25 protein-coding genes are annotated in these 20,168 nt (G+C 65.8%); 10 read left to right on the plus strand and 15 right to left on the minus strand.

The window, feature by feature from the left end:
- Window positions 1-39: 39 nt before the first annotated feature.
- From H977_RS0130000 to H977_RS0130015, 4 genes are read left to right on the plus strand one after another with little or no spacing between them, the layout of a single operon-like run.
- On the plus strand, window positions 40-780 hold the full coding sequence (locus tag H977_RS0130000; protein ID WP_029111322.1) for an IclR family transcriptional regulator: 741 nt from the start codon (window positions 40-42) through the stop codon (window positions 778-780).
- A gap of 33 nt (window positions 781-813) precedes the next feature.
- Complete coding sequence (locus H977_RS0130005) at window positions 814-1,200, plus strand: DUF2237 family protein (RefSeq protein ID WP_029111323.1); 387 nt, start codon at window positions 814-816, stop codon at window positions 1,198-1,200.
- 19 nt (window positions 1,201-1,219) lie between these two features.
- On the plus strand, window positions 1,220-2,674 hold the full coding sequence (locus H977_RS0130010; protein ID WP_029111324.1) for a protein adenylyltransferase SelO: 1,455 nt from the start codon (window positions 1,220-1,222) through the stop codon (window positions 2,672-2,674).
- A gap of 24 nt (window positions 2,675-2,698) precedes the next feature.
- Window positions 2,699-3,403, plus strand: a complete 705-nt coding sequence (locus H977_RS0130015) for a dienelactone hydrolase family protein (protein WP_029111325.1) — start codon at window positions 2,699-2,701, stop codon at window positions 3,401-3,403.
- On the opposite strand, the gene H977_RS0130020 is transcribed toward H977_RS0130015, so the two are convergent.
- The 5 genes from H977_RS0130020 to rplS form a co-directional block, all read right to left on the minus strand.
- Window positions 3,390-4,592, minus strand: a complete 1,203-nt coding sequence (locus H977_RS0130020; protein ID WP_029111326.1) for an amidohydrolase — start codon at window positions 4,590-4,592, stop codon at window positions 3,390-3,392. The genes H977_RS0130015 and H977_RS0130020 overlap by 14 nt on opposite strands.
- A gap of 72 nt (window positions 4,593-4,664) precedes the next feature.
- Complete coding sequence (locus H977_RS0130025; RefSeq protein WP_003881082.1) at window positions 4,665-4,970, minus strand: DUF2469 domain-containing protein; 306 nt, start codon at window positions 4,968-4,970, stop codon at window positions 4,665-4,667.
- Entirely contained in the window at window positions 4,967-5,806 is an 840-nt protein-coding gene (locus H977_RS34225; RefSeq protein ID WP_051289293.1) for a ribonuclease HII, read from the minus strand. The genes H977_RS0130025 and H977_RS34225 overlap by 4 nt, the downstream gene beginning before the upstream one ends.
- A 22-nt stretch (window positions 5,807-5,828) precedes the next feature.
- Entirely contained in the window at window positions 5,829-6,707 is an 879-nt protein-coding gene (gene lepB / locus H977_RS0130035) for a signal peptidase I (RefSeq protein WP_029111327.1), read from the minus strand.
- A 67-nt stretch (window positions 6,708-6,774) separates the two neighbouring features.
- Window positions 6,775-7,116, minus strand: coding sequence for a 50S ribosomal protein L19 (rplS, locus tag H977_RS0130040; protein ID WP_029111328.1), 342 nt, complete (start codon window positions 7,114-7,116; stop codon window positions 6,775-6,777).
- A gap of 324 nt (window positions 7,117-7,440) precedes the next feature.
- On the opposite strand from rplS, the gene H977_RS0130045 reads away from it, so the two are divergent.
- On the plus strand, window positions 7,441-8,397 hold the full coding sequence (locus H977_RS0130045; protein WP_029111329.1) for a serine hydrolase: 957 nt from the start codon (window positions 7,441-7,443) through the stop codon (window positions 8,395-8,397).
- Here the strand turns inward: H977_RS0130045 and trmD are convergent.
- From trmD to H977_RS0130075, 6 genes are all read right to left on the minus strand, one after another.
- The gene (gene trmD / locus H977_RS0130050) at window positions 8,394-9,077 is read right to left on the minus strand and encodes a tRNA (guanosine(37)-N1)-methyltransferase TrmD (protein WP_029111330.1); all 684 of its coding nucleotides are present in this window, start codon (window positions 9,075-9,077) and stop codon (window positions 8,394-8,396) included. The two genes, H977_RS0130045 and trmD, sit on opposite strands and share 4 nt — an antisense overlap.
- A gap of 11 nt (window positions 9,078-9,088) precedes the next feature.
- Complete coding sequence (gene rimM / locus H977_RS0130055) at window positions 9,089-9,616, minus strand: ribosome maturation factor RimM (RefSeq protein WP_029111331.1); 528 nt, start codon at window positions 9,614-9,616, stop codon at window positions 9,089-9,091.
- Window positions 9,617-9,626: 10 nt separating this feature from the next.
- The gene (locus tag H977_RS0130060) at window positions 9,627-9,869 is read right to left on the minus strand and encodes an RNA-binding protein (RefSeq protein WP_003881089.1); all 243 of its coding nucleotides are present in this window, start codon (window positions 9,867-9,869) and stop codon (window positions 9,627-9,629) included.
- 8 nt (window positions 9,870-9,877) lie between these two features.
- Complete coding sequence (rpsP, locus tag H977_RS0130065; RefSeq protein ID WP_029111332.1) at window positions 9,878-10,363, minus strand: 30S ribosomal protein S16; 486 nt, start codon at window positions 10,361-10,363, stop codon at window positions 9,878-9,880.
- Between the two features lie 208 nt (window positions 10,364-10,571).
- A complete protein-coding gene (locus H977_RS0130070) occupies window positions 10,572-11,003 on the minus strand; it encodes a nuclear transport factor 2 family protein (protein ID WP_029111333.1) in 432 nt (143 codons plus the stop codon).
- 71 nt (window positions 11,004-11,074) lie between these two features.
- Entirely contained in the window at window positions 11,075-12,292 is a 1,218-nt protein-coding gene (locus H977_RS0130075; protein ID WP_502691240.1) for an osmoprotectant NAGGN system M42 family peptidase, read from the minus strand.
- A 94-nt stretch (window positions 12,293-12,386) separates the two neighbouring features.
- Here H977_RS0130075 and H977_RS0130080 point away from each other — a divergent pair, with 94 nt between their 5' ends.
- From H977_RS0130080 to H977_RS0130090, 3 genes are all read left to right on the plus strand, one after another.
- Window positions 12,387-13,283, plus strand: a complete 897-nt coding sequence (locus tag H977_RS0130080) for a D-alanyl-D-alanine carboxypeptidase family protein (RefSeq protein ID WP_036477934.1) — start codon at window positions 12,387-12,389, stop codon at window positions 13,281-13,283.
- Between the two features lie 78 nt (window positions 13,284-13,361).
- A complete protein-coding gene (locus H977_RS0130085) occupies window positions 13,362-14,189 on the plus strand; it encodes a D-alanyl-D-alanine carboxypeptidase (protein ID WP_029111336.1) in 828 nt (275 codons plus the stop codon).
- 149 nt (window positions 14,190-14,338) lie between these two features.
- Complete coding sequence (locus tag H977_RS0130090) at window positions 14,339-15,829, plus strand: diflavin oxidoreductase (protein WP_051289297.1); 1,491 nt, start codon at window positions 14,339-14,341, stop codon at window positions 15,827-15,829.
- On the opposite strand, the gene H977_RS35715 is transcribed toward H977_RS0130090, so the two are convergent.
- From H977_RS35715 to H977_RS0130100, 3 genes are read right to left on the minus strand one after another with little or no spacing between them, the layout of a single operon-like run.
- Window positions 15,795-16,262: an MmyB family transcriptional regulator gene (locus tag H977_RS35715; protein ID WP_081681908.1), complete on the minus strand. Its 468-nt coding sequence runs from the start codon at window positions 16,260-16,262 to the stop codon at window positions 15,795-15,797. The genes H977_RS0130090 and H977_RS35715 overlap by 35 nt on opposite strands.
- Complete coding sequence (locus tag H977_RS0130095) at window positions 16,259-17,119, minus strand: SDR family oxidoreductase (protein WP_029111338.1); 861 nt, start codon at window positions 17,117-17,119, stop codon at window positions 16,259-16,261. Before H977_RS0130095 ends, H977_RS35715 begins: the two co-directional genes overlap by 4 nt.
- A 10-nt stretch (window positions 17,120-17,129) precedes the next feature.
- Window positions 17,130-17,867, minus strand: a complete 738-nt coding sequence (locus H977_RS0130100; protein ID WP_029111339.1) for an SDR family oxidoreductase — start codon at window positions 17,865-17,867, stop codon at window positions 17,130-17,132.
- 314 nt (window positions 17,868-18,181) lie between these two features.
- Between H977_RS0130100 and H977_RS0130105 the strand changes: the two genes are divergently transcribed.
- Together H977_RS0130105 and H977_RS0130110 are read left to right on the plus strand one after the other, a co-directional pair.
- Window positions 18,182-18,643 carry a MarR family winged helix-turn-helix transcriptional regulator gene (locus H977_RS0130105; RefSeq protein WP_029111340.1) on the plus strand — a complete coding sequence of 154 codons (462 nt, stop codon included), beginning with the start codon at window positions 18,182-18,184 and terminating at the stop codon, window positions 18,641-18,643.
- The gene (locus H977_RS0130110) at window positions 18,643-19,071 is read left to right on the plus strand and encodes a putative quinol monooxygenase (protein ID WP_081681909.1); all 429 of its coding nucleotides are present in this window, start codon (window positions 18,643-18,645) and stop codon (window positions 19,069-19,071) included. The genes H977_RS0130105 and H977_RS0130110 overlap by 1 nt, the downstream gene beginning before the upstream one ends.
- A gap of 31 nt (window positions 19,072-19,102) precedes the next feature.
- Here the strand turns inward: H977_RS0130110 and H977_RS0130115 are convergent, their stop codons facing one another.
- The gene (locus H977_RS0130115) at window positions 19,103-20,167 is read right to left on the minus strand and encodes a metal-dependent hydrolase family protein (protein ID WP_029111342.1); all 1,065 of its coding nucleotides are present in this window, start codon (window positions 20,165-20,167) and stop codon (window positions 19,103-19,105) included.
- Window position 20,168: the final 1 nt, after the last annotated feature.

Here is a 20,168-nt window from a genome sequence, read left to right on the forward strand (position 1 = left end):
ATCCGCGTCGCCGGTCAATGTGGATCGCCGAGGAGGCACATGTCGACGAACAGCGTGGTGTCCGCGTTTCAGGTGCTGGAAACCGTCGCAAAGCTGCAGCCGGTCGGACTGTCCGAGCTCACCCGTACGGTCGGCCTCCCCAAGAGCACCGTGCAGCGGTGTTTGCTCACGCTGCACGAGATCGGCTGGTTGCGACCGACTTCCACGCAACCCACCCGGTGGAACCTGACCTACCGCGCATTCTCCGTCGGCAGCCGGGCCGGCGATCATCAGCCGATGCGCGAAACCGCGCTCCCGTTCCTCAACGAGTTGCAGCTGGATACCACCGAGACCATCCACCTCGCCGCACCGGACGGACCAGAGCTGGTCCTGATCGAGCGCCTGGACACCCCGCACCCACTACGTGCCTTCATGCCGCTGGGATCACGAATTCCGTTGCACGCCTCCGCAACCGGAATCGCATTTCTCGCCGCCAGCACCGACGATTTTGTCACGCGATATCTTTCGCAGCCGCTGGACCCGCAGACCGAACACACCATCACCGATCCGGACCGGTTGAGCGAGACCATCGAGTTGGTGCGCACCCGTGGATACTCGGTGAACGAACAGGGCCTGAATACCGGCATCACCGCGCTCGGCGCCAGTATCGTCAATGCCCAACGCGAACCCATCGGCTCGGTCTCGATATCGGGACCGAGCAGCAGAATTACGGCCGACAAGTTCGCCAGGTTCGGAAGTGCGGTGCGCGAGACCGCACATCGAATCTCGGCGGCACTGTGAAGCAGCGCGAAGTGGCGAAGGGGCGATACCTGAATGGCTGACCGCAACGTACTGGGCGGCACGCTCGAAGAGTGCGGCACCGACCCGCTCACCGGCTTCTACCGCGACGGGTGCTGCTCGACCGGAGACGCCGACGCGGGCCGGCACACCATCTGCGCCGTGGTCACCGCCGAGTTCCTCGAACATCAGCGGTCGATCGGCAACGACCTGTCGACACCGGCACCGCAGTTCCGATTTCCCGGCCTGACGCCGGGTGACCGCTGGTGTGTCACCGCGGTCAACTGGCTGCGTGCGCACAACGACGGTAATGCCGCACCGGTGGTGCTGGCCGCCACCCACGAACGCACCCTCGATGTCGTACCGCTCGACATTCTCCGGCAGTACGCCGTCGATGTCCCCGACGACCTGGGCAGCCTCTGAAGCTCCGTAGGCTCGAGACGTGAGCGTCACATCCGATCCGGCTGTCATCCTGGACAATCGATTCGCCCGGGCCCTGCCCGAGATGGCCGTCGCGTGGCAGGCCGAGGCGGCTCCGGCGCCGCGGTTGCTCGTGCTCAACGAACCGCTGGCGGCCGAACTCGGCCTCGACCCCGTCTGGCTGCGCAGCCCCGACGGCCTCGGCCTGTTGCTGGGCACCGTGGTCCCCGCCGGAGCGACACCCGTCGCGCAGGCCTACGCCGGTCATCAGTTCGGCGGCTACGTCCCGCGCCTGGGCGATGGCCGTGCGCTGCTGCTCGGCGAGTTCGTCGGCACCGGTGGCAATCCCCGTGACCTGCACCTCAAAGGATCGGGACGGACCCCGTTCGCCCGGGGTGGCGACGGTCTCGCCGTCGTCGGGCCCATGCTGCGCGAGTACATCGTCAGCGAGGCGATGCACGCCATGGGCATTCCGACCACCCGCGCGCTGGCGGTCGCGGCCACCGGACGACAGGTCCGGCGAGAGACCCTGCTGCCCGGGGCCGTGCTGGCCCGGGTGGCCGGCAGCCATCTGCGGGTGGGCAGCTTCCAGTACGCCGTCGCGTACAGCCAGGCCGCCGGGGACATCGGGCTCCTGCGCCGGCTGGCCGACCACGCCATCGCACGCCACCACCCCGGCGCGGCGGACGCCGCCAATCCGTACCTGGCGCTCTACGAGGCAGTGATCTCCGCGCAAGCCAAGCTGATCGCCCAGTGGATGATGGTCGGGTTCGTACACGGCGTGATGAACACCGACAACATGACCATCTCCGGCGAGACCATCGACTACGGGCCGTGTGCCTTCATGGACACCTTCGATCCCGCAACGGTATTCAGCTCGATCGACCACGGCGGCCGCTACGCCTTCGGCAACCAACCCACGGTGGCGGCATGGAACCTCGCCCGATTTGCCGAGACCCTGCTCCCCCTGCTCGCCGAGGACGGTGAGCAGGCCGTCGAACTCGCCACCCAAGCGCTGCACGGCTTCGGGCAGCAGTTCGACTCGGCATGGTCGTCCGGGATGCGCGCCAAGCTCGGACTGCCCGCAGATATCGACGGCGAGGCGGCCCGCGCACTGATCGACGACCTGCTTGCCCTGTTGCAGCAGAACCGAATTGACTACACGTCGTTCTTCCGCGACCTCGGCCGTGCCGCCCGCGGAGAGAACACGATCGCCGGCGAATTCGACGAGTGGCTGGCGCGGTGGCGTGCCCATGAGCCCGATGCCGACACGATGGACCGGGTGAACCCCGTTTACATTCCGCGCAACCATCTGGTCGAAGAGGCCCTGAATGCCGCGACCGAAGGTGACCTGGAACCCGTCCAACACCTCATGCACGCCGTCGCGGCACCCTACGACGAGCGTCCCGGGCTCGAACGGTATGCCCAGCCCGCGCCCGCCGACTTCGGCGCCTACCGCACGTTCTGCGGAACCTGACGGTCGCCCGCTACCCTGGGTCTGGTGACGACGATCACCGTGGACACCCCAGCCGGTCCGATCGATGCGCTGCTGGACGTTCCTGGTGGTGAAGGGCCGTGGCCCGGGGTCGTCATCATCCATGACGCGATCGGCTATGGACCGGACAATCAGTCGATCTCGGAACGCGTCGCGGCCGCCGGCTATCTCGCGCTCACGCCGAATCTCTACTCCCGCGGTGGCCGGGCCCGGTGCATCACCCGGGTGTTCCGTGAGCTGCTCACCCAGCGCGGCCGGGCGCTCGACGACATCCTGGCCGCCCGCGACCACCTGCAAACGCACCCGCAATGCACCGGAACCATCGGAATCGCCGGGTTCTGCATGGGCGGACAGTTCGCCCTCATCCTGGGCCCCAAGGGTTTTGGTGCCTCAGCACCGTTCTATGGCACTCCACTGCCACGGCGGCTCGACGAGACACTGGACGCTTCATGCCCGGTGGTGGCCAGCTTCGGCCGCCGCGACCCGATGGGCGTCGGTGCACCGGACCGGTTACGACGCATCGTCGACACCAAGAACATCCCGGCCGATATCAAGGTCTACCCCGAGGCCGGGCACAGCTTCGCCAATCAGCTACCGGGACAGTCCTTTCTGCGAATCGCCGGCTTCGGCTACAACGAGGCCGCCACCGCTGATGCCTGGTCGCGGGTGTTCGCCTTCTTCGACCAGCACCTCACGGCTAAAGCCAACTGAGCCCCGCCACCACGAGCGCCTGGGTACCGGTGTCCAGCGTCGGCTGAAGCACCGGGGCGAACCGCGGTGAGTGGTTCACTGGGATGTCCGCGCTCACCCGACCCGCGGCCACCGCGTCGCGGTAGGCCTGCTCGTCGGCGCCGCCGAACCCCCAGTAGGTGTACGGCGCCCCCAGCGCCACAGGAATCTCGCTGAAATCCTCGCTGGCAGACGCGGCCGGCATGGACTGTGCCCGGTCGCCGAAGTATTCGCCGAAAGCAGACACGACCCGGGCCGTCACCTCCGCGTCGTTCACGGTCAGCGGAAAGCTGTCGTACAGCTCGAATTCCGGGTCGCGCGGTGAGTCGGAAGCCTGGCACTCGGCGACGACCACACGTCGGATCGCGGCGAGCACCGCGGCGCGCACCGATTCGTCGAACGTGCGCAGGTTCAGTTCGAGTACCGCGTGGTCCCCGATGACGTTGCTCTTGGTCCCCGACCGGATACTGCCGACGGTCAGCACGACCGTCTGGGTCGGATCGACCTCGCGCGACACGATCGTCTGCAGCCGGATGACGATCATCGACGCCAACACCACCGGGTCCACCGTCGCCTGTGGCATCGAGCCGTGCCCGCCGCGACCGTAGACCGTGATGCGCATGCTGTCGGCCGCGGACAACACCGGACCGCTGCGAGTGCGCACCTGCCCGGCCGGCGCCGGAAAAACGTGCTGGGCCAACGCCACATCCACCTGGCCGACGAGCTCGGCCAGACCGTCATCGATCATCGTGCGGGCTCCGTCGCCAACTTCTTCGGCGGGCTGGAACAGCGCGATCAACGTGCCCGTCCAGTGTTCTGTTGCGCGAGAGAACAGTTCGGCCGCTCCCAACAGGCAGGTCACATGGACGTCGTGCCCACACGCATGCATGACGCCCTCGTGAGAGCTCGCGTACGGCAGCCCGGTCGCCTCCGTCACCGGCAGCGCATCGATATCCGCACGCATCAACACCCGAGGGCCGTCACCGTTACCCAGCACGCCGACCACGCCGGTGCCACCGACACCTTCATGGACGGTCAACCCTGAATCCCGCAGCCGCGCGGCCACCACATCAGCGGTGCGCCGCTCCTGATGTGAGAGTTCGGGATGCTCGTGCAAGTCGCGGTAGAGCGGCTCCTGCCACGTACGTACGTCGGGCAAGTGCGCCAGCACCGCGTCGGCACGGCCGCGAATATCGTCGGGTCCACCACTGACATTCGCCATCGCCTCGCCCTCCGTTCGCTGTTACTCCGGCAACCGCAGCTCGGGCTTCTCGACCTCTTCGATGTTCACGTCCTTGAACGTGATCACCCGCACCTGCTTGACGAACCGGGCCGGGCGGTACATGTCCCAGACCCAGGCATCGGCGAGCCTCAACTCGAAGTACACCTCGCCCTCGGAGTTGCGCGGAATCAGCTCCACGCTGTTGGCCAGGTAGAACCGGCGCTCGGTCTCGACGACGTAGCTGAACTGCCCGACGATGTCCTTGTATTCGCGGTACAGCGAGAGCTCCATCTCGGTTTCGTACTTCTCGAGATCCTCGGCGCTCATCTGGTGTGCTGTCCTTCTCGTTGTGCTGATGCCTTGTCGCCCATCTTTGCGTACGCCTTTTCAGCATGCCGCATTGGTGCCATTTCCCGTCGCACTCCAGTTATCTCTGCGGCCCGCCGCACGTCCGTCATCTCTGTGGCACGCCGCACGTCCGTCATCTCTGCGGCCCGCCGCACGTCCGTCATCTCTGCGGCCCGCCGCACGTTCACATACGAGTAGCGATGCTCCGCACACGGCCCCAACTCCGCCAACGCCGCGGAGTGCGCCGGGGTGCTGTAGCCCTTGTGCTCGGCGAACCCGTAGCCCGGATGGTCGCGTTCCATCTCGACCATCAGCCGGTCCCGGCTGACCTTCGCCAGCACACTGGCCGCAGCGATGCAGGCAGCCGCGCCATCTCCACCGATCACCGGCAGAGACGGCACCGCCAGGCCAGGAACCCGGAACCCGTCGGACAGCACGTAACCGGGGCGTAGGGACAACCCCGCCACCGCACGCCGCATGCCTTCGATATTGGCGACGTGGACGCCGCGGCGGTCCACCTCATCGGACGGAATGAACACCACGTGATACGCCAGGGCATACCGGCGGATCAGAGGGAACAACCGCTCGCGTTCGCGCTCACCGAGCTTCTTCGAATCATCGAGGGCGGCCAGGCTGTCCATTCGATTCGGGCCCAGCACGCAGGCTGCGACCACCAGCGGTCCCGCACAGGCTCCGCGTCCCACCTCGTCCACCCCGGCGACCGGGCCGAGACCGTTGCGATAGAGCGCGGATTCCAGGGTGCGCAGACCCGACGACCTTCGGATCACCGTTCGCGGCGGCCACGACGCCTTCACCACTGGCGGCACAGGGCAGCTCCTAAGAGTTGGTCTGCGGGTTCACGCCATTGATACCGCCCCAGCGGGACGGTGGCCAGGCGATGAACCGTGCCTTTCCGATTACATTCTCCACGGGAACGGTGCCGGCCATCGGATCGCCGGTGCACAACACACGTTCCCGTGCGTCGGGACGCGTGTCCTCGGTCAGATTGGTGCAGTGGAACCGCGAATCGGCCGAGTGGGTTCGGTTGTCACCCAACACCCACAACCGGTCCTGCGGGACGGTGACGGGCCCGAACTCAGGGCCCAGGCACGGATAGATCCCCGGGTCGGCCATCATGGTCGCCGGATCCAGGTACGGCTCGTTCAGGCGCTTGCCGTCGACCGTCAGCCCGCTGTCAGCACGGCATTGCACCGTCTGACCACCCACCGCGATCACCCGCTTGACCAGGTCATTCTCGTCCGGCGGCACAAACCCGACAAACGAGAGGGCATTCTGCACCCAGCGGATCGCGGTGTTGTCCGAGCGGATCGACTTGTAGCCGACGTTCCACGACGGCGGGCCCTTGAACACCACCACATCGCCGGGCTCCGGCTTGGAGAACCGGTAGGTGACCTTGTCGACCATGATGCGATCACCCACGCAGCCGGCACAGCCGTGCAGGGTGGGCTCCATGGATTCCGAGGGAATCAGGTAGGGCCGCGCGATGAACGTCAGCGTGACGTAGTAGAGCACCAGGGCGATGGCGGCCAGAATGGCGATCTCACGCGCCGTGGAGTGCTTGCGTTCGGGTGACTCGTCCGGCGCTTCACCGGTGGCAGACTCCGTCGCATCTGAAGCGGAGGCGGAATCTGAATCAGAGTCGGCTTCGAGGTTGCCCTCCGAGCGCGCGTCGGCAGAGTCGGTGGGTCCGGTCACAGGCACCACAGTAGCGAGCGTCGTGACCGGTCCCGCGACGAGAGCTTCGTCAGGCGGAGCAGCGGGCTCAGCGCTTTTCCTTGATCTTCGCCTTCTTGCCACGCAGTTCGCGCAGGTAGTAGAGCTTGGCGCGACGCACGTCACCGCGGGTCACGACATCGAGGTGATCGATGTTGGGCGAATGCACCGGGAAGGTCCGCTCGACGCCGACGCCGTAGCTCTCCTTCCGCACGGTGAAGGTCTCGCGGATGCCGCCACCCTGGCGACGAATCACGACACCCTTGAAGACCTGGATGCGCTCCTTCGAGCCCTCGATCACCTTCACATGCACATTGACGGTGTCGCCGGGGCTGAAGGTCGGGATGTCGTCGCGCAGCGACGCCTGATCGACGAAGTCCAGCGTGTTCATCGGTGACACTTCCTTGTTGTTCGCGGCTCCGGATCTGCGCGGAACTCGTGCGCAGCCGAAGCTATTTTCGGGTGTATCGGGGTGTATCTCGCAGCGGAACGCGGACAAGCCGGCCCAGCCCTGCGCAGACAACTGCTCAATTGTGCCAGACGGGTCCCCATACCGTGAAATCCGGTGAGTCACGGCACCCATCCGCATCGACTCCGGCAGCATACTTCGAGCACGACTAACGACGCGCGCCGCACGGCGAACAGTTAGGCTTCACCCACCCGATGGGCCGGTCCCGCAGAGCCCATCGGATTTGTTGACGGTTCAAGGAGGACCATGCCAGGGCGGCCGTCGAAGCGGATGATGGCGAGCGCGGTCAGCATGACAGCGGTGGTCGCCGCGGCCGTCGTAACCGTCGGTTGCGAAGCCCGGGTCTACGGAACTCCCCCGGTCGCCCCCGACGCACCTCAGCTGACCGTCGTCGTCCCCCAGGGCGGCATGGCTCCGCTGCCCGAGGCGTCGCCCGGTGAACCCGCCGCCAGCTTCACCGGGCTCGAAGACCGCACGCAACAAGCCACCGAGGACGCCGCCGACGCGGGCGCCGAGATCACCGTGCTGGTGCTCGACCGCAACACCGGCCAGCTGGTGTCAAACGGAAACGGGACGACCATCGCCATCGCGTCGGTGGTCAAGTTGTTCATCGCCGACGATCTGCTGCTACAGGAAGCGAAGGGCCAGACTGTCCTCAGTCCCGAGGACCGCAAGAACCTCGACGTCATGCTGCGGTCTTCCGACGACAGTGCCGCCGAGGTCTTCTGGAACCGCAGCGGCGGCAGCGCGATCATCAACCGGGTAACCGCCCGCTATGGCTTGAGCTCGACGCGGCCACCGAATGACGGCCGGTGGTGGAACACCATCAGTACCGCCGCCGATCTGGTGCGCTACTACGACATGTTGATGAACGGCAGCGGCAGCCTGCCCGCCGAACAGGCCAACGTCATCCTGTCCAACCTGGCCCAGTCCACCCCGAACGCCATCGACGGCACGCAACCGGGCGGGATCTACCCCCAACGATTCGGCATCCCCGAAGGCCTCTACTCCGAACCGGTCGCGGTCAAACAGGGCTGGATGTGCTGTATCGGTTCGGACTGGATGCACCTGTCGACCGGCGTGATCGGGCCCGACCGTCGCTTCATCATGGTGATCGGCTCACTGCAGCCCACCAACGCCGCCACCGCACGCGACACCATCACCGACGCCGTCAAGACGATGTTCCCCGGCGGCCGGATCTAGGATTCGTCGAGAAGATCCGGCCGGCGCTCGCGGGTGCGTTGCAACGATTGTTCATGACGCCAGGCCGCGACCTTGGCATGATCCCCGGACAGCAGCACATCGGGCACGTCGAGCCCACGCCAGCTCTGCGGACGGGTGTAGCTCGGCCCCTCAAGCAGGCCGTCAGAGTGCGAATCCTGTTGGTGCGATGCTGGATTGCCCAACACGTCGGGCATCAGCCGGACCACTGCCTCGATCATCACCAGGGCCGCGGATTCGCCGCCGTTGAGCACGTAATCGCCGATGGAAATCTCTTCGACCCGCATCCGGCGAGCGGCGTCCTCGACCACGCGCTGGTCAATCCCCTCGTACCGGCCGCAGGCGAACACCAGATGCGACTCGGTACTCCAACGCTCGGCCACGGCTTGGGTGAACGGTCGCCCCGCGGGAGTAGGTACAACCAGAAGTGTTTCTTCAGAACAGATTTCATCGAGCGCTTCGCCCCATACGGGCGCCTTCATGACCATTCCCGGACCGCCACCGTACGGCGAATCATCGACCGACCGGTGCACGTCACGGGTCCAGTTCCGCAGGTCGTGCACGGCCACGGAGAGGATTCCGGCCTCGATCGCCTTGCCCGGCAACGACTGCCGGATCGGATCGAGATAGGCCGGGAAGATCGTCAGGACATCAATGTGCACAGTGCGGCCCGTCAGACCAGGTCCAGATTCAGCAGACCATCCGGAGGATCGATGACAACAGTGCCGGTGTCCCGTGACACCGAGGTGACGATGGCGCTCACGAACGGGACGAGTATCTCGCGGCCATCGGCGTCGGCCTTGACCGACAACAGTTCTCCCGCCGCGGTGTGCAGTACCTCGCGGACCACCCCGACGGCGGTGCCGTCGACCGTGACGACCCGCAGCCCTTCGAGTTCATGGTCATAGAACTCGTCGGGATCGTCGATCGCAGGCAATTCGGCGGTGTCGACGACGAACACCGTGCCACGCAACGCGTCAGCCGCATTGCGGTCGGCGATGCCGGCCAGACGAATCAGCAACCGACCCGCGTGATCACGCACCGACTCAACCGAAAAATTACGCTCGGCCCCTCCCTTGGCGCGGCCACGAAGGGCCACGCCAGGGAAGAACCGGGCGTCGGGGTCGTCGGTGCGGATCTCGACGACAAGCTCGCCGGTAATGCCGTGAGCTTTGACAACCCGCCCGACAACCAGGTCCATGAATCCGACGCTACTGGTCGGTGTCCACCACGTCGACGCGAATACCGCGCCCACCGATGCCTGCGACCAGGGTCCGCAGCGCAGTGGCCGTGCGGCCGCCGCGCCCGATGACCTTGCCCAGATCATCGGGGTGCACATGCACCTCGACAGTCCGCCCACGGCGGCTGGTGACCATGTCGACACGTACGTCGTCGGGATTGTCCACGATGCCGCGGACCAGGTGCTCGACGGCGTCGACCACGACAGAACTCACTGCGATGCTCAGCTCTCGCTTGCGGCTTCGTCGGCAGCGGCCGCGGGTGCCTCAGCTTCGCTGCCGGTCGCCTCGGTAGCGGCCTCGTCCTGCTGATCCTTCTTCGGCGCCTTCTTCTTCTTGGGCGTCACAGCCGCGGCACCGGCGCCGCTGTCGGCCTCGGCAAGCGCCGCGTTGAACAGGTCCAGCTTGGACGGCTTGGGCTCCTTGACCTTCAGCGTGCCCTCGGCGCCCGGCAGGCCTTTGAACTTCTGCCAGTCACCGGTGATCTTCAGCAGGGCCAGAACCGGCTCGGTGGGCTGAGCACCGACACCCAGCCAGTACTGCGCGCGCTCCGAATCGATCTCGATCAGGCTCGGCTCTTCCTTGGGGTGGTAACGGCCGATGACCTCGATGGCGCGACCTTCGCGGCGGGTGCGCGCGTCGGCGACAGCGATGCGGTACTGGGGATTGCGGATCTTGCCAAGCCGGGTGAGCTTGATCTTGACAGCCATGGTTAAGCACTTCTCCTCGAATGTCACGCTGCAATTCGGCGATGCGGGCGGAATTGCCCGATCCGGTTTTGCCTTACGTGTGTGACCGCCGCGCAGCGCATTGAACGAGTCGCGCGGCAGACAGCCGCCAATTGTGCCAGAGCAGGCAGTACGGACCAAAATTGCGCCAGGCCGGAGGCGACTCAGACGACACGTCGCCGGGGGCGACTCAGACGACCTTGTCGAAGCACTTGGTCTCGACACGGCGGCTCATCCGCCAACCGTCCGCGGTGCGGACGAACTCGTCCTCGTACCAGAGCCCGCAGAACAACACCTGTTGCTCCAGGCCGGGCAGCACCATCGGGTTGAAGCAGATGGTGCGGGACGAGGCGGTGTCACCCGCCGGGTCGTATTCGATGCGGACATCGAAGTTGCCGAGCATGTGGGCGTAGGCCGGAAAGTTCGGCAAGACTTCGGCCAGCCAGGCCTTGACCTCCGGATAGTGACCGTCGATGCCGCCCATCGCCCGGTAGTCGATATAGGCGTCGGGGGTGAAGACCGCATCCAGGTCGTCGAACAGTCGTCGGTCGATCGCCGTGGAGTAGTCGATCAACAACTGCTGGATCTCCAGGCGGTCCGAAATCTCTTCCAGGCTCAGCACCATTCGATTCAACACCACCGGCCCCGATTGCTCCTCGCGTGCGCCGACCCAGATTGCTCCTCACGTCCGCGTCAGGATTGCGGGCCCTCCGAAGGCGGCCAATGCTCCCCCGGCGAGGCGTCGCCCGGCTCGGTGTAGTCGCCGCGGGACAGCGGCACCCACTGCTCACTGGGCGCCGGCTGTTTCGAGGACGGGAAATCACGCAGCGCACCGGTCGGGCTGGAATCCCACGCCTCGAACGTCAACGGGGTCTGCAGCCAGGCATTCAGCAGTAGATAGGTGGCCTCCAGCGAGTCCAGGTGGGTCCGTTCCCAGCCGTGGCTGCCGTCCAGACCGAACCCCACCAACGCCGCCCGCGTACCTGCGCCCGCCTCGATGGCGGCTGCCGCGTCGGACCGGTAGTAACGGAACACGTCACGCGCGAACGGGATGCCCTGTCCCTTGGCCAGGCGGCAGAGCTTGCGGGTCAGGTGATAGTCGAACGGGCCGTGCAGATCGGCCATCGGGATCGTCACACCGTGCTCGATCGAGTGCTGCCCGGGGGCGCAGACCGCGTTGTCCACCGAGACCAACTCGGCCACATCCGGCGGAAGGCCGTGACTGGCGCCGTGCCCCACCTCCTCGGTGATGGTCACCATGAGAGTCGCGCGGTGCGGCAGCACGATCTTCTGCTCGGCGATGGACTTGGCCAGGGCCAACGCGACCGCCACCCCCGCTTTCCCGTCGAGATGCCGGGAAACCACGAATCCGTCCTCGGTCAGTTCCGGGCTGGCGATCAGCGCGACGAAGTCGCCCACGTTGAGACCCAGACGCTCCAGATCCGCACGCGTCGACACGTTGCGGTCCACCCGGACCTCGACGTGGTCCCAGTCGGTGGGCTGGGTGTCGATCTCGTCGCCGTAGGCGTGGCCGCTGGCCTTGAGCGGCATGATCGTGCCCGTGAAGAACTCGTCGGGGTCGTCGGAGAAGATCCGCACCCGGGCGCCCGCAGCGAACCGCGCGGAGAACGTCCCGACCGGGACCAATTCGAGACGGCCGTTGTCCTTCAGATTCCGGACCATGCATCCGATGGTGTCGGAGTGCACCACCAGCGCCCGGTCGATGGTGGCCGACTCACCTGGCAGCTCGGCGGTCAACGCGCCGCGCCGGGTCAACGTGAACGGCACGCCGACATCGTTGAGTATGTCGCCGATCAACTGCATCACCGCGTCGGTGCGTCCCGACGGGCTCGGCGTCTGCAGCAACGCCAGCAAGGTGTCGACCATCCACTTGCGTTCCGCCTCGGGCATGGTGGCGGGTTCTGCCACGGTGTCTCCCCTCGAATTCGTCGAATCTTCGTGCGCGCCTATGCGCGAGTACGTGCACGCTTTAGGGTCAGTGCACATGGTCAGGCTCGTCGGAATAGTCGCCCTCTGTCTCGCAGCACTCCTTCCCACAGTTGTAGTCGGCGCGGTGGCCGGCTCGCCCACCGCCTCGGCCGACGCCGGTGTGCAGCAGGTCGGCGCGGCGCCGATCCCCGACGGGCCCGCCCCGGCCTGGATCGTCGCCGACATGGATACCGGCCAGATCCTGGCCGGTCGGGACCAGAACGTCCCGCACGCACCCGCCAGCACCATCAAAACACTGCTGGCGCTGGTCGCTCTCGACGAACTTCCGCTGGACGCCACCGTCGTCGCCGACGAAGCCGACGGGAAAGTCGAGTGCACCTGCGTCGGGATCAAAGCCGGCCGTACCTACACCACGCGACAGCTGCTGGACGCCCTGCTGCTCGTCTCCGGGAACGACGCCGCCGACACCTTGGCGCACATGCTCGGCGGAAAGGGCGCCGCTGTCGACAAGATGAATGCCAAGGCCGTGGCGCTCGGCGCGAACGCCACCCATGCCGGATCGCCGTCGGGACTGAACGGGCCCGGCATCGACGGGGCCACCACGCCGCGGGACCTGGCCGTCATCTTCCGCGCCGCACTGGCCAATCCGGTGTTCGCCGCGATCACATCGTCGCCGTCGGCGTCGTTCCCCGGTGCCGCGGGGCCCGTCACGTTGGTCAACCAGGACGAGATGCTGGGCCGCTATCCGGGGATGCTCGGCGGTAAGACCGGTTTCACCGATGTGGCGCGAAAGACATTCGTCGGCGCGGCACAACGCGACGGCCGGCGGTTGGTGATCGCGATGATGTACGGGCTGGTGAAAGAAGGCGGACCGACCTACTGGGACCAGGCCACCAGCCTGTTGGACTGGGGTTTCGCGCAAGACCGCTCGGCCGGCATCGGCGCGCTCTAGATTTTCCGGCCAGTCCGATACCTGAAGGAAACCTGACCGCGCGCTGAAAGAGTCCAACGCTGCGTAGCGTCGGCGCTCGTGCGAAGACTGTTCGTGACGCTCGCGCTCGGCCTCGGCACGGCGATGACGGCCGCGGCCATCGGGGCTCCGCCGGTCGTCGCGCAGCCAAGTGGTCAGCCCGCCGGCGCCCAGATTCCCGATGGACCGGCCAAGGCCTGGCTGGTCGCCGATCTGGACACCGGCCAGGTGCTGGCGTCCAAAGATCCCAACGGTTCGTACGCCCCGGCCAGCACCATCAAGCCACTGTTGGCGATGGTCGTGCTCGACCACCTTCGGCCCGACAATTTCGCCAGGGCCAACGAGTCCCACACCAAGGTCGAGTGCTCATGCGTGGGTCTCACGCCGGGACAGCCCTACACCACCCGCCAACTGCTCGAAGCCCTGCTCATGGTGTCAGGCAACGATGCGGCGAACATGCTCGCCGACATGCTGGGTGGACGGCCCGCCACGGTCGCGGCGATGACCCGCAAGGCCGCCAGTGTCGGCGCCCGCAATACCCGGGCTTCGTCCCCGTCGGGCCTCGACGGTCCCGGCTGGGAGACCGTCACCACTCCGCACGATCTCGCGGTGATCCTGCGGGCGGCGCTGCGGTATCCGTTGATCGCCCAGATCATGCGCCAACCCTCGACGCAGTTCCCCGGTAAGACTCTGACCAATCAGAACGAGCTGCTCCAGCGCTACCCCGGCGATATCGCAGGCAAGACCGGGTACACCGATCTCGCCCGCAAGACGTATGTGGGTGCCGCCCAACGCGGCAACCGGCGCCTGGTTGTGGTCCAGATGTACGGCACGGGCGATCTCTATGGTCAGGCGATCGAGTTGTTCGACTACGGGTTCTCCCACTGACCGTGCCCGCCTGCGGTAAAAGGTAGGGCCCCAGCGAGACTGGCGCCAAACTAAGGTGACCCTAAATTCGCGTGGAGTACCCGCGCGCGACGAGGGGAGCCGATGTGTCGGACCGTGAGTTCTCGTTGGTCGTCGCCTATGGCACCGACATGGGCAACGCCGAAGACGCCGCCATGTCGTTCGCCGAAGCCACCACTGCCGCCGGAATCCCGGCCGAGGCCGTCGAACTCAATCAGGTGGAAATCGGCCTTCTCAGTACCACAACGCATTTCATCGTGGTGACGTCGACATTCGGTGACGGCGAGTTCCCTGACACCGCCACGTTGTTCTGGGAGGCGATCAGCACCTCGACCGAGCGGCTCGAGCACATGAGCTTCGCGGTGCTTGCCCTCGGCGACACATCCTACGAATTGTTCTGCAACGCAGGGAAACTCCTGGACACCCGGCTCGAAGAGCTCGGTGCGACCCGCCTGGCCGAGCGGGTCGACATCGACGGCCGCTACGAAGAAGCCGCTGCCGCCTGGACCACCGACCTCGTCAAGCAGCTCACCGCAGCACAGGCCGGTCCCACCGCCCCACCCGTCGCCGTCGCCGCGCCCTCACCCCGCGGCCAGGAGCGCAACCGGCCCTTCGCCGCACCGCTGAGAGTCAATCGTCTACTCACCTCATCAGAATCCGACAAAGAGGTGCGGCACTACGAGCTCGACCTGACCGGGTCTGGAATCACCTATCAGGCCGGCGACTCGCTGGCCGTCCACCCGACCAACGACCCTGAACTGGTCGCAGCGATCCTGACCGAACTCAACATCGGTCCCGAATATCGCGTCGCCGATGCGGATGAGACGTTGGGAGTTCTGCTCACCGATCAGCTCGAGATCCGGACGCCCTCGCGCGCGCTACAGGAGTTGGCCGGGACCGCCGCCTACGGCGAGGACGTGCTCGACCTCATCAGACGGACCGAGCTGACGGTCGAAGAGGTCATCGATACGTTGCGCCCGTTGCAGTTCCGCGATTACTCGATCGCTTCAAGCCCGCTGGTACATCCCGATCACGTGCACTTGACCGTGGCCACGGTGCGCTACCCTGGCGCCGACCGCCGGCACGGCGGGGTGGCATCGACCTATCTGGCCGAGCGCACCCAGACCGTCCGGATTCACCTGCGTCCCAACCACCATTTCCGGCTGCCGACCGGCGACGTACCGATCATCATGATCGGGCCGGGCACGGGCATCGCGCCGTTCCGGGCGTTCCTGCAGGAGCGGCAGGCTGCCGCTGCGACGGGTCGGTCCTGGCTGTTCTTCGGCGACCGGCGCCGGGCCACGGACTTCCTCTACGGCGAGGAGCTGACGGCATTCGTCGAGTCGGGCACTCTCACGCGACTGGACATGGCCTTCTCCCGCGATCAGGATGCGAAAGTGTATGTGCAGCAACGCATGCGGGAGAACTCAGCCGAGTTGTTCGCCTGGTTGCAGGACGGCGCGTACCTCTACGTATGTGGCGACGCCGACCGCATGGCCAAGGATGTCGATGCCGCCCTGCACGAGATCGTCGCCGAGAGCGGCGGTATGGACGCCGACTCCGCGCATGCGTACGTCAACGACCTCATTAAGACCCATCGCTATCTGCGCGATGTCTACTGAGTCGATCGGGAACCGTAACGTCGCGACTCGCCGCCCAGGTGGCGAGCAGTCTCAATCCGTCGGCCGACGAGCTTTCCGGTTCAGCGGTGTAGACGGCCAATGTGAGTCCGTCGTCTGCTGACAACGCCATGGCCTCGAACGTCAGGCTCAGTTGGCCCACGGCGGGGTGATTGAACCTCTCCGTTCCGAAACGATGCATCCGCACGTTATGGGCGGCCCACCGGGTTCTGAATGTTTCACTCCGCGTGACCAGTTCGCCGATGAGATCGGTCAGACTACGGTCGTATGGGTTGCGTCCGGCTTCGGTAGTAGTCGGTGCTGACGCCGGCCAACATGGCAACCTCTTCGCGCCGCAGGCCGGGGACACGTCGGCGGCCATAGGTAGCCAGCCCGCCTGCTGCGGAGTGATCCGGACGACAGCAGGTGCCGTCATTTCCCGTCAACGTCGGCGAAGCACTCGCGAATGTAGTCGGTTAGTGTGCGGGGTTCGCGGCCCAGGATTGCTCGCAGTACCAGGCCGTTGCCGCCGGACAGGCCGTGCTCGTCATAGTAGGTCAGCATGCGCAACATGCCCTCCCGCATCGGACCATCGAAGATGCGTGATGCGAAGACTTCCCGCGGGATCTGTGCGGCCACAACACGTCGGTTCACGAGGGTGCCGACAAGTTCGGCGGTCTCGTTGCTGTCGAGAAGGCCCGGTGCAGACAGCTCGAACGTGCCATATGCGAGTTCATCTCCCGTCAGCCCACGCGCGGCCACCTCTGCGACATCCCGATAGTCCACCCAGCACATCTTCGATGTCACCGAGTACGGCACCGTGATCTTGCCGTCGGTGAGGACCTCGGGTAACGACCACCTCAGATTCTGCATGAACCGGGCCGGCTGCAGGATGGTGAACTCCATGCCCGACTCGCACAGCGCCTCTTCGACCGGCAGCTTTGCGGTGTGGTTGGTCAGCGAGGAGATCGATGGGTGAATCACACCGGAAAAAACGAACTTTCGTACGCCGGCGTCTTGTGCAGCACGCACCATCGCCACGCCCATCTCCGTCTCGCCGGGCACGAATGCGGGACCGAGATGAAAGACACCATCCATACCGGCAACTGCGTCACGAAGGCTGGCCTCGCGTGCGAGGTCACCGATCACGGCCTCATCGGCACCGTTGTTCCGCGCCAACTCCGCCCGCTCCGGGTTGCGCACCAGCGCACGCACCGACACCCCGCGACGAACCAATTCCCCCAACACCAAGCCACCGTGCAGCCCGGTCGCGCCCACCATCAATACCTTCACCGCACGCTCCTCACGGGTTCATCCGGTCGAACAACGCCTCACCATCGCGGCGGGTGCCGACCGACTGGCCGACCAACACCTCCGCGTCGCCACGCTCCAGCAGCGGCAAGGCTTCTGCGACGAACTCTTCAGCCGTCACCGCCGCACTCGCAGCGGGATTACGTTCTGCGCTGGATTGCGACCGAAGACCCGACGCAACAATCGGCGGTGCCATTTCTATGACCTCGACATGGCTGCCGCGAAGCTGGTGGCGAAGACTCAGAGTGAACGAGTGCAGCGCCGCTTTCGTCGCGCAGTAGACGGGAAAGACGGCCAGCGGCGCAAAGGCCAATCCCGACGTCACGTTGATGATCGTCGCTTCAGGTTGCCGGCGCAGCTTCGGCAACAAGTCGTCGATCAGATGTACCGGTGCGGCAAGGTTGATCGCGATCTCGGCATCCAGATCGTGAGCCGCATCATCGCCACTGAAGTCCCGCGGAATCTGTATCCCCGCGTTGTTTACCAGCACGCTCAGGTCGGGGTGCTCGGCAGCCAGCCAGTTCACCAGCGCGTCCCTACTCGCCGTATTCGCAACATCGCATTGGCGTGCAATCAAATTAGGATCCTCGCTGCACGCTCTGTCCAGCTTCTCCTGACTACGCCCACAGATGATGACGCGATTGCCCCGCGCACCGACCGCTTTCGCCAACGCAAGCCCGATACCGGTCGCACCACCTGTGATGAGCCAGGTCCTATCCGTCAATTCCATCTCAAGTCCTCTTCGTGAGCCGGGCCGTCAAACGCTTCTCAACGTCACCCAGGTCAGCGGCACACGTCGACCACACCGCATGGCAACGCCTTCCCGATTGAGCCGCGCCGACCATCCAAGGCAACTATAAAACATCGTATCTATATCAAACGTTTGATGCTAGACAAGGTCTTGCGTACAAGGAATCGGGGCATTGTTCGCCCAGGTCAGCACGCGAAGTCCACAGTTAGGCGTTGACGACCGAATCACGTTGCTGTCAGTGGGTTGACTCTTAGCAAACGTCTACAGCGCGTCCAATGTCGTACCCTCGACGAGTGAAGGGCGATGACCACGGACCCGTCGGTCCCGATGCGCTAAACCGCGTCACCTGGGCACTGCGTAAAGCGGAAGGCGCCGTGCAGACACTCAAGGAGCAGCGACTGCGGCCGCTGGGCATACCCGTGGCGCACTATTCACTCCTGATCTCGGTTCATTCCGATCCGGGCTTGACCGGCGCGGAGGTGGCCCGGCGCCTGAACGTCACTCCACAAGCAGTGGCCTCGTTGGTGGACCGCCTGGAGAAACGCGGCCAACTGGAGCGCAGGCCGCACCCACGCCACCGCCATGTGCAGGAGTTGCACCTCACCGACGAAGGCCGGGACGCCCTGCGCCGCGCCGATGCCATCGTTGCCGAAGTAGAGGACGAAATCGGCACGCAACTCGGACCCGCAAACACCAAACGCTTGCGAGCCTTGCTGGACAGAGTCGCCGACGCGGCAATGGCAGGAGGGTCATGATGAAATATCGACTCATGTCCGGCCTGGGCACAGTCATCGTTGGCCTCTGGATGCTGGTGTCATCGGGAACCGCCCTCGCTGATCCCGTACCCAGCCCCGGCCAACCATCCCAAACCCAGACTCCGATCGTGCGCATCGCGGAGCTGCAGATCGATCCCTACTACATCGAGCAGTACAAGGCGGCGCTCACCGAGGAGATCAACGCCTCCATCAGTGTCGAACCCGGCGTGCTGAGCCTGAACGCCGTCTCGATCAAAGACGAGCCGACGCACATCAGGATCTTCGAGACCTACGCCGACATGGACGCCTACCACTCGCATATCCAGTCACCGCACTTCCTGAAGTACAAGACCGAAACTCAACACATGATCCGCAACTTGACGCTGCTGCAGACGGATCCCATCTTTCTGGGAACCCGGCCGGCCTGATCTCGCCGGTACCTGCGGCGGCGTGCGCCGGTCAGAACACGCGACCGCGCAGGATCACCAGATCCGGGTGGCTGACCCCACCGTCACGCGGATCGTCGGTGTAACACACCAGGTCGGCGGACGCTCCGTGCTCCAGTGCGGGTCGGCCGAGCCAGGTCCGGGCATCCCAACTGGCCGCGCCGAGCGCGGCGGTCGGGCTCATCCCGATGCCCTTGAGCGCCTCGATCTCGTCGGCGATGCGGCCGTGGGCGATCATCCCTCCCGCATCGGTGCCCGCGTAGATCGGGATCCCCGCCTCGTGGGCCGCGCCGACCCGGCTGCGGCAGGACGCATAGAGATCGCGCATGTGCCCGGCATATGCCGGGTACTTGCCGGCCGCATCGGCGATGCCGGGAAAGTTCTCGATATTGATCAGCGTGGGCACCAACGCCGTGCCGTGCTCGAGCATCAATTCGATGGTGTCGTCGGTGATGCCGGTCCCATGCTCGATGCAGTCGATGCCGGCCTTGATCAGACCCGGCAGGGCATCCTCGCCGAACACGTGCGCCGTGACTCGTGCCCCCTCCGCGTGGGCAGCGTCTATCGCGGCTTTCAGGATCTCGTCGGACCACAGCGGTGCCAGATCTCCGATGCCGCGGTCGATCCAGTCGCCGACCAGCTTCACCCAGCCGTCACCGAAGCGGGCCTGCTCGGCCACGGCCGCCGGCAGTTGCGACTCGTCCTCGATGTCGATCGGCAAACCGGGTGAATAGCGCTTGGGCCGGGCCAGATGCCGGCCGGCCCGGATGATGCGCGGCAGGTCCTCACGGTCGTCGAAGCTGCGGGTGTCCACCGGCGAACCGGCGTCGCGCAGCAGCAGCGCACCGGCGCCACGCTCGGTCTCGGCCTGGGTGACCGCCTCGTCGAGGTCGACGGCACCACCGGGGCCCAGGCCGACGTGGCAGTGGGCGTCGACCAGTCCAGGAATGATCCAGCCGCCGTCAAACACCGTGTCGGCGTTGGCAATCGGCTCCGCTGACAGCACGCCGCCAGCCACCCACCACTGGACGGGCTCACCATCGGGGAGCCCGCGTCCCCGGAGGTGGAGCGCGTGCACC

The organism is Mycobacterium sp. URHD0025, from assembly GCF_000426065.1.
GTDB lineage: Bacteria > Actinomycetota > Actinomycetes > Mycobacteriales > Mycobacteriaceae > Mycobacterium.